The sequence below is a fragment of the Empedobacter sp. UBA5528 genome, assembly GCF_002426075.1.
Classification (GTDB): domain Bacteria; phylum Bacteroidota; class Bacteroidia; order Flavobacteriales; family Weeksellaceae; genus Empedobacter; species Empedobacter falsenii_B.
Genome location: NZ_DINY01000010.1, coordinates 1 through 10234 on the forward strand (window position 1 = coordinate 1; position 10234 = coordinate 10234).

Annotated in this window: 5 protein-coding genes; 3 read left to right on the plus strand and 2 right to left on the minus strand. The window is 31.6% G+C overall.

Annotated features, from left to right (window positions below; genetic code table 11):
* Positions 1-1357: 1357 nt before the first annotated feature.
* The 3 genes from B4L98_RS02800 to B4L98_RS02810 are packed head-to-tail and all read left to right on the plus strand — an operon-like array spanning position 1358 to position 8164.
* Positions 1358-4258, plus strand: a complete 2901-nt coding sequence (locus B4L98_RS02800) for a SusC/RagA family TonB-linked outer membrane protein (protein ID WP_291077491.1) — start codon at positions 1358-1360, stop codon at positions 4256-4258.
* 11 nt (positions 4259-4269) lie between these two features.
* Positions 4270-5667 (plus strand): RagB/SusD family nutrient uptake outer membrane protein, encoded by a 1398-nt coding sequence (locus tag B4L98_RS02805; protein ID WP_291077494.1) that lies wholly within the window; start codon positions 4270-4272, stop codon positions 5665-5667.
* On the plus strand, positions 5657-8164 hold the full coding sequence (locus B4L98_RS02810) for a S9 family peptidase (protein WP_291077496.1): 2508 nt from the start codon (positions 5657-5659) through the stop codon (positions 8162-8164). Before B4L98_RS02805 ends, B4L98_RS02810 begins: the two co-directional genes overlap by 11 nt.
* A 33-nt stretch (positions 8165-8197) precedes the next feature.
* Here B4L98_RS02810 and B4L98_RS02815 read toward each other — a convergent pair whose 3' ends face one another.
* Positions 8198-8464 carry a DUF6520 family protein gene (locus B4L98_RS02815; protein WP_225542528.1) on the minus strand — a complete coding sequence of 89 codons (267 nt, stop codon included), beginning with the start codon at positions 8462-8464 and terminating at the stop codon, positions 8198-8200.
* Between the two features lie 72 nt (positions 8465-8536).
* Positions 8537-9994, minus strand: coding sequence for a MauE/DoxX family redox-associated membrane protein (locus B4L98_RS02820; protein ID WP_291077498.1), 1458 nt, complete (start codon positions 9992-9994; stop codon positions 8537-8539).
* Positions 9995-10234: the final 240 nt, after the last annotated feature.

Here is a 10234-nt window from a genome sequence, read left to right on the forward strand (position 1 = left end):
ATGGTTAAAATGTTTTACTGTTTGCGTAGCAAATGATTTAAAACATTGAATGGCTGAAACTTATTTTGACCGTCGAAAATCAAAGACTTGATGTTTTGTAACTTTTGCATTAAGGTAAAAGTTTGAAGAATAAAATGATAAATAAAGAAAAGACATTTCGATACTATTTTCTTTTTCTATGAAACGAAAATCACTCAATGTGACAGCAAGAAAGAATAACACGTAAAACGTTAAGCGTATCACATAAACCGTAAAAACAAAACCCCTTTCCCAAAAACAAAGTTGGCGCGATGTACAGGAAAAGGAGTGGCTTTTAAAACTAATGTTGAATTAAAAAACGATGTAAAATTATGAAAGAGTAAACAGATTCACACTCTATCCCCCGAAGACAACACAAAGAGTATAAATGATCTTCATAAAATGATTAGTGTTAATTTTTTTCATTTATTAATGTAATTTTTAAAACTTGTCTATATCGGGGGATTTATAAAGGATGCGATTCTGAGACAAGCCCAGAATGACAAAATCCGTTTTTAAAAATGACAACGAATTTGAGTATTGAAAAAGAATGAAGAAAACGTCATATGATTTGGAGGCGAGTGTCAAAAAGTTGAAGAGAATGATTAAGATTATTCATTTTTTTTCTTGATAAAAAAAACGAATCAAAAAAAATCAAGTCCGTGCTTACAAGTCGGTCAATAACGGCTATTCGCTAAATGCTTTAAATCATTCGCATATGAAATGCGAACAGTAAATCATTTTTAACGCTCACTACGCCGAATTGACGCTCGACTTTTCAGCAATGACCGTTTCTAAACTCGTTGTTAAAAGTGAATTTGAGTATATAAATAAGAATTAAAAATCCGACGATTTAGAATCGAAATGTAATTCAACTCTAAATTATTGGAATAAAAAAGTTGGAGTGTTTGAGTGGAGTGAGTTGCCAACTTTATGGAAATAATTTATTTAGTTGAATCATTGAGAGACTACTGTCGGCATCTTTTTTTGTTTCGTTTTTTTGGATGCTCAAAAAAATGAAAGGAAGAAATTTTTGACAAGCTAAGAATACCAACGAGATGAGATTCTGAGACAAGCCCAGAATGACAAAATCCGTTATAAAAAGTGAACTTGAGTATTAATAAGAATAAAAACGTAAAACGTTAAGCGTAAAACTTATAACGTAAAAAAAACAAAAACCCCTTTCCCCAAAACAAAGTTGGCGCGATGTACAGGAAAAGGAGTGGCTTTTAAAACTAATGTTGAATTAAAAAACTTATGTAAAATTATGAAAAAATTTTACTTCAAACTCAATAGGCATATAATAAGTGTGCTATTGGGATTGTTTTGTGCAACACCTATGTTTGCACAAACAGGAAAAACCGTGACTGGAACGGTAATAGAACTACAAGTCCCACTGGTGGGCGTAATGGTAAAAGAGGAGGGAACCGATAATTCCACCTTTACCGATGACAATGGACAGTATTCGTTGATTTTACAACAAGATAATGCTAAACTAATTTTTGAGCAATTGGATTTCCCTATTCGAGAAGAAGCAGTGTTGAATAGAAGTGTGATCAATGTACGTTTCACAAAAGAAGTGGAGGGAATTCAGCTGAAAGATGTGGTGGTGAATGCGGGTTACTATGCTGTAAAAGACAAAGAACGTACAGGTTCTATTGCACGTGTAACCGCAAAAGAAATAGAGAATCAACCTGTTAATAATGTGTTGGATGCCTTGCAAGGTAGAGTTGCAGGTCTAGAAATTACCCCAACAACAGGAACAGCAGGTGGTGGTTATACCATTCGGTTAAGAGGTCAGAATAGTATAAATGCAGGAAATGATCCATTGTTTATAATAGATGGAGTTCCGTTTGATATGAATTCCATGTCTTACACTAGTATCTCTAATACCGTAATGCCCAATTCAAACATTAATCCGTTGAATTCTATCGATCCAAAATCAATCGAGAAGATTGAAGTTTTAAAAGATGCGGATGCCACAGCTATTTATGGTTCGCGTGGTGCAAATGGCGTGATTTTGATAACGACTAAAAAAGGACAAAAGAGAAAAACTACATTTAATATAGATTCATCGATTAGTGTCAATTCTATTACAAAAAAAGTAAATCTTCTAAATACAGAACAATACCTTATGTTGCGAAAGAAAGCATTTGAAAACGATGGTATTACAAACTACCCAGCAAATGCGTATGATATTAATGGAGCATGGGATCAAACGCGATATACCGATTGGCAAAAAGTACTAATAGGGAATACAGGTACAACCAATAATACAAGACTAAATATTATGGGCGGTAGCGAGCAAACAAGTTTTATGATTGGGTCCAATTTTATGAAAGAAACGTCTGTTTTATATGGGGATTATAGCTATAAAAAACTGAATGCCTTTGTCAATCTTAATCATTCTTCTAAAGACAATAGATTTAAAGTAGGTACTGTCCTAATTTATGGAGATGATAACAATGTATTACCAATAGAAAATTTAGCGCGTACAGCTAAAAAATTAGCTCCCAATGCACCCGCTTTATTCGATGAAAATGGAAATCTAAATTGGGAAAATAATACATGGACAAACCCTATAGCATCTACTTATAGTATATATCGTAGTCATGCAAATGTGTTGAATACCAGCTTTAATATGAGCTATGCTTTAACGGATCAATTTACATTTAAAACGAATTTGGGTTATAATCATTCAATTTTAAAAGATAAAAGTTTCAATCCACATACAGTAAGAAATCCTGCTAATGGTAATACAAGTGCTGATAGTAGTGTCATAATGAATGAAAATGAAAAAGAAGTATGGTCAATAGAACCGCAATTGGATTATCATTTAAGTTGGACAAATAGTGAAATTACCTTGAATGTAGGAGCAACTTTTATGATGAACGAACAAAATCAGTTGGTTACAAGAGGAGTTGGCTTTGCAGATAATGCACTAATGAATGTGAGTAGCGCGGCAAAAACATTTCAATTCCTGCAAGATATTTCTTCACAATATAAATACAATGCGATCTATGGACGATTTAATTACAGTTTGTATCAAAAATATATTCTTAATCTTACAGCAAGAAGAGATGGATCAAGTCGATTTGGAGAAGCCAATAAGCTAGCGAATTTTGGTGCAATAGGCGCTGCTTGGATTTTTTCGAAAGAACATCTATTGAGTGATCAATCGTGGTTGAGTTTCGGGAAATTGAGAGGGAGTTATGGAATTACTGGAAACGATCAAATAGGGGATTATCAGTATTTGAGTACGTATTCTATAAAACAAGATGGTTATGATGGAACAACTTATTTAACACCTTCTCGTCTACATAATCCGAATTTTTCATGGGAGAAAAATCGAAAGATAGAAGGAGCAATAGAATTGGCTTTTCTGAAAAATAGATTAAATCTTGAAGTAAACTATTACCACAATCAATCCAATAATCAGCTAATAGGCTATTCGTTACCTGCTACAACAGGGTTTACAACAATTCAAGCAAATTTAGATGCAGTAGTGGTTAATAAAGGATTAGAAATTGCTCTCCATTCAACCAATATTAAGAAAGATAAATGGCAATGGGAAACATCCTTTTTAATTACATTTCCAAAGAATAAATTAAAAGCGTTCGAAAATCTAGCTCAATCCAGTTATAGCAATCAATATGTTATTGGACAATCTATAAATATCACAAGGCTATACAATTATATAGGGATAAACCCTGTGAATGGAACTTATATGTTCGAGGATTATAACAATGATGGAAAAATAAGTAGTGCCCATGATCGTAGAATATATACGGATTTCAATCCCAAATGGTATGGAAGTTTAGGAAATACCATTCGTTATAACAATTGGAATCTTGAGGTACTTTTTCAATTTTCGAAAAAGAAAGCCTATAACGAATTGCATACATTAAATGCAGCTGGTACATTCTTTAATCAACCTACATCGGTTCTAGATGAAGGACGTACGCAAATTTATACAACAGGCTCTAATACAAATGCTGTTGTTGCTCAAAATTATTTTTATACAAGTACTGGAGTTGTAAGTGATGCTTCTTTTGTGAGGTTAAAATCACTCTCGATAAACTACAATGTTCCTCTTAAGAAAAATTATAAAGTCGCTTTATATGCACAAGGTTTTAATCTGCTAACGCTTACGAATTATAAAGGAGGGGATCCCGAACAAATTGAAGATTTTTTACCTCCATTAAAACGTATCGCATTTGGAACAACTATCTCATTTTAAAAATTAAAACCATGAAAAATAATAGAAAAATATATGTGATGAATACATTCATCCTATTGATTGCCATATTCACATTGGCTGCTTGTAATGATTGGATTGAAACAGATGATCCTAAGGGAGAAATAAAAATTGAAAAGGTTTACAACAACGAGCAAACTGCTAATGCAGCAGTTGCGAGTATTTACAAAGACATGAAAAATGATGGTTTGTTATCGGGAAGTACAAATGGAGCAAGTGTTTTATTTAGTTTGTATGCAGATGAACTTGATTTTTATGGTTCTACGAGCAATAACCTTTCAATGTTTCATACTCATCAATTATTGCCTTCTAATAAACTGGTAACGTCTATATGGGCAAATAATTATAGAATTATTTATGAAACAAATTTAGCTATAGAGGCATTAAATAATTCAACAAATTTATCCCTTGAGTTAAAAAATAAATTGATAGCAGAAGTGTTGTTTATAAGAGCATTTACGCACTTTAATTTAATGAATGTATATGGTAAAATACCCTATATCACTACACCCAATTATCAGATCAATCGATATGTTTACCGTGATGAAATAAAGATTGTTTACGATAATATCGAAAAAGATTTGCTCCAAGCAAAAGGTTTATTGGTAAATAATGTGGCGTCTAATGCGAATAACAGAGCAACTATATATGCAGTATCAGCCCTATTAAGTAAGCTGTACTTATACCAAGAAAAATGGGACAAAGTAGTGAGTGAATCGCAAGGAATTGTTCAAAATCAGAATTTTTCATTTCAACAACCAATAGAAAATCAATATAAAAAGGAAAGCAAGTCTACAATATTTCAATTTTCATCGACCATAAATGGTGAAAATACGTTAGAAGGATCATATTTTATTATTAATACTGGACCACCAACTCGAGTAGCTTTACGACAAGATTTTATAAGCCAGTTTGATCCACAGGATAAAAGGTTACAATCTTGGACAAAGAAAGTAAGCAATACAACAAATACACAATCTTGGTATATACCGTATAAATATAAAGAAAATGCAAATACAGGTTCAAGCAAAGAGTTTTCTATTGTATTTGGTTTGTCAGAAATAGTCTTGATGAGAGCAGAAGCTTATTTGCATACAAACGAATTGGCATTGGCAGTGAAAGAAATTAATATCATTCGAGAGAAAGCAGGGTTAAATCCGTTTAATTCTTCTAATCCAAATGAGATTAAAAAAGAACTTATACTTCAAAGAAAACTAGAATTGTTTACAGAACATGGAAATAGATGGTTTGATTTGAAACGTTGGAAAATAGCCGAGGAAACCCTAAAACCTATAAAATCAAATTGGAAACCAAGAGATTTAATTTTACCAATTCCAGAAAGCGAATTATTGATTAATCCTAATCTAAATCCTCAAAACGATGGTTATTAAATATCTCAATACAATACTAGTTATGCTGCTTGTCTGTTTGGGATGTTTTGCAAAAGCGCAAGAGAGTCAAAAAACTTCGAATTGGACAAAACATACTTTATTTACAGATGTAAGTAGCGATGGAAAGTGGGTTGTTGTAAATGATATGCAAGATAAAAATAATGTTATACTTGTACAGACAGAATCTGGTGTTAGAAAAGAATTGGGGTCAATTATTCTTTTGAAATTTTTGAAAAATAATGATATACTATCTTTTGTTGATGATCAATCAAATTTGCATCTAATTGATTTAAAAACACTAAAAACAATCTTGCAAGTTGAGGTATTACATAAAAGATATTTTACAAACCATAATCAAACGATAATTTCATTCCTAAGAAAGGGCGAAAAAGAGAAAAAAGATTTACAGTTACTTGATTTGAAGAGTAACAAGTCATATACGATACACGATGTTGAAAACTACCAGTGGCATCCCGCCAAAGATGAGTTAATTTTTCTAACATCAAATATGGATTCTAACACTAAAACATTAAAAAAATGGGAATCGGATTCAGAAAATCAGCAGTCTCTCTTTATAACTCCAAAAAATGAAGTGAAGATCATAGGGTGGCAAAGCGATCAAAAAAGTATACTTCTATTAGAAGACACGGTCGACGGAGGGATACTTTACACGATTAATACCCAAAATAAGGAGGTAAAATCTTTGGCTTGTAAAAAATTATTTTCTGATGAGGTAGTTCGTAAAATAAATGGTTTTGATACTACAAGTGATCGTAACGGAATAGTCTTTTTTAATGTAGATATCGTAAAGAGTAAAAATGATAATTACAGTATTTGGGATACCCAAGATGCTTTAATCGCACCTAGAAAAGCTGTTGCTGAAGAATATGTTTTGAATAAACAGAGCATAAGATGGGATACAAAAACGAATGGATTTTCTATCATTACTTCAAATAAATTGAATGCTGTAATCATTAAACCTAACTTTAATTATGCATTAGCGTATGACTTTTTAGAAAATGAACCTTCTACAGAACAATATACTGTTGCCGATTTATACCTAAAAAATTATGAAAAAGGAGAAGAGAAGTTAATTGTTCCGGCACATTATTTTTCTTACGATTATCTTTCATTTTCACCGAGTGGAAAATATATCATGTATTTTAAAGATACAAACTGGTGGGGGTATGATACAGAAAATGATAAGCACATTAAAATTACCATACCATCAAATTATTCTTTTTATAAAACAAACGATATGTATTATAAACATCCAACACCATATGGAGTAGAAGGGTGGTCTATAAATGAAAATGAAGTATTTGTGTATGATGAGTTTGATATTTGGATGTATGATATAAAAAATGGTAATGCTAAAAGGTTAACAGCTAGTAAAGGGAATATAAGTTATAGATTTAATAAAAAAGAACGAAAAAATACCTCTCACATTGATATCAATCAAAAGTTGATGTTAGATCTATCGACTAAAGATGAGCAAAATGGTTTTGCTTTTTTTGAAAAAGGTAAAATTTTACCAATTGTCTTAGAATCCAATACGATTGAAAATGTTGTATGTATTAATAAGCAAACGTGTTTTTTTAAGAAGTTTAGGTATAACTTATCTCCAGTCATTGAGCGTGTAGATTTGGCTACGAAAAAAAGAAAGATGGTATATCAAAGTAATCCCGATTTGGCAAAGTTAGATTTAGGTAAAAGTGAAAGTATAGAATACAAGAACATAAAAGGAAACAAATCGAAAGGGATTTTACTTTACCCAACTAATTTTAATCCTACCAAACAATATCCTGTTATTTACTATATATACGAGAATATGACGTATAAAGTAAATCAGTTTGCAAGTCCAACAAAATATACAGAAGACGGTTTTAACATTCTTAATTATATATTGGATGGGTATTTTGTTTTTTTACCCAATTTAGAATATCAAATAGGGAATTTAGGTGAATCAATTGTTGTGAATATAGAAAATAGTGTAGAAGAACTAGTAAGTCGATCCTATATTGATAAGAATAGATTAGGATTAATAGGGCATTCGTTTGGTGGTTATGAAGCGGCATTTATAGCAACACATTCCAATTTGTTTAAGGCAATTGTAGCGGGTTCTGGCGTGATGGATTTGGTTTCTTGGTCGCATGATGTACAATGGGAAGGTTGGTTTAGAGAGCAAGCATGGAGGTTAGAAAGTCAGCAGTTTCGAATGAAAGATAGTTATTATACAGATAAAAATAACTACATAAGAAACTCACCTTTCTATCAGGTGGAAAACATGAAAACGCCTTTATTGTTGTGGACTGGTAAATCTGATTATAATATAAATTGGTATCAAAGCATATATATGTATATGGCAATGAAAAAATTAAATAAAGAAGGTAAATTGATTTTATTTAATAATGATGGTCATTATTTAACTCGTAAAGAGAATCAAGAAATGTTATATGATTCAATCTTAAGTTGGTTTAATACATATTTAAAATAAGAGAAAGGAGCTATTACGCTCCTTTCCTTTAAATTATGGTTGCCAATGCATCAAGTTTTGACTACATTGAGTACCATTTTTAAATTCAAATACTTCTTTAGAACCAATTGTACAACTTACAGTTCCTATGTTATTACAAGTGGCATCTACCTGTTCACATTCTTCTAAATCATTGTAAATATATGCAGTTGCATACTCTGTAGATTTGTTAGAAGATTTACCTTCAGTGGCAAATGCAAAAGCAACAGCCATCATTCCTACCCCAATAGGTAGCGCTTTTTTTAGAAAATTTGTTTTCATTTTGTATAATTTTAATGTGGTGACTTACTCTATTATACAGGTTTTCAGTCTTCCCCTGCGCTGCGCAACGATTTATTTTTTCAATTGATAGCGATAAATTTCATTATCAATTACAGCAAAAACAGAGTTTTGGTATATTTTAAAATCCCTAAGTTGTTGTTTAGGTTTATGATAGAGGTAAAAACTGTGGAGATAATGGTTGTTTACAAGATCATATACATCTATGATGCTTGCACTTTGGTGTTCTTCTTCAAAATTTCCCAGTCGTTTGCTGTGGATGTAGAGATAATCTCCATAGGTAGCTATCGTTTCATTCACTCGAATTGTCTTTGGACCTAATCGATAGTTTTGGTCTTTTTTATAAAAAGCAACATCAAGTTCTTGTTCATTTAAAGAATCGATGCTTTTCATAACATTTTTTTCATTCATCATAGAATCAAGTATGATAATTTCATTTTTATAATAATAGACATATAAAAAGATCTGATGTTGTTCATTCCAAATGAGTAATCCATCCAAATCAAATGCTCCATTTTGTTGGCTTTTTAAAGTTGTATCGTTTATTTTTAGTTGAAATCCATCTACTGTTTTATACAATAAAGCGAGTGCTGTTTGTTTAGTTTTTTGACTTGTTATAGAAAGACCAAAATGATCTTTTTTTCCAGGAACATATTGATTATAATAAGCATTATCAATAGTTTCAAGAGAAGCTGTATAATCGTTTAATATTCCTTTTTCTATAATTCCTACTGTTCCATCCCCTAAGTAGAAGTAAGGGGAGTTTACGGATGTTATTATTCGTTTATAAGGGAGTAGCTCATTTTTTATTTTGATCCGATTATTAGTTACATTTTGTGTATGGTAATCATAAGTTCTAAGAAATAAAGGAGCATTAGGATGAGCTAAATAAGCATAACAACTATCAATACCTGCTATATAATAACCTGTGGATTCTAAGTTGAGTATAGTTAGTTTTTCTGCTAAATGCGGAATGTATTTACGTGTAAAAGCATTGTTATATTGAGATTTTTTTTCAGATAAACCGTATATAATGGTTACACTAACAACTCCGATTATTGTAAGAGTAGTTTGTTCAATTATATAGCCTCTCCATGTTTGAGAGGATTTTGCTATTCTAATGCCAATTAGAGCCAAACCTACAAATACGATATTAAAAATCAAATGTTCCGTCCATCCCATCTTTTCTAGAACTCCACCACAAGAACAAGGAGTAAATGCCGTGAAATGTAGAATAATGACAATATAGGTGGTGAACATCACCATTAAAAAAAGTGAAATTTGTAAGGCTAATTTTCTAGTTCGCTCAAACATCAAGATAACTGCTGTTACAAGTTCTATCGCAATAATTCCATGCGATATAGTAATCGCATAACTTGCTAATAAGGGCGATTGTCCTAGCTGCGTTTGAAAGGTTTCAAAATCTATCAGTTTACTCACCGCTGCATAAATAAACAAAACAATAAATAGGTAGCAGATGAGCGTTTGTATAAACGGTGCAATTTTTCTCATCTCTTTGTATTTTAATTTATAAAAAATAACTTTCTAACATCTAACATCTAACATCTAACATCTAACATCTAACATCTAACATCTAACATCAGTTTTCATCTTCATCAATATTTCTCATATAAGGATCTTTATCACGAGGAGGATCGTTTTTAGAAGATGTGCTATCCTTAATATTATCTTTCAAAGAAGAAGTAATACGTTCTGAATGAATCGGGGTGTCTGGATATCCTAACGAAAGTT

What these genes read in the sequence shown, in the direction of transcription:
- B4L98_RS02800 (WP_291077491.1), top strand. Translation starts at nt 1,358, where the DNA reads ATGTTTGCACAAACAGGAAAAACCGTGACTGGAACGGTAATAGAACTA.
- B4L98_RS02805 (WP_291077494.1), top strand. Translation starts at nt 4,270, where the DNA reads ATGAAAAATAATAGAAAAATATATGTGATGAATACATTCATCCTATTG.
- B4L98_RS02810 (WP_291077496.1), top strand. Translation starts at nt 5,657, where the DNA reads ATGGTTATTAAATATCTCAATACAATACTAGTTATGCTGCTTGTCTGT.
- B4L98_RS02815 (WP_225542528.1), bottom strand. Translation starts at nt 8,464, where the DNA reads ATGAAAACAAATTTTCTAAAAAAAGCGCTACCTATTGGGGTAGGAATG.
- B4L98_RS02820 (WP_291077498.1), bottom strand. Translation starts at nt 9,994, where the DNA reads ATGAGAAAAATTGCACCGTTTATACAAACGCTCATCTGCTACCTATTT.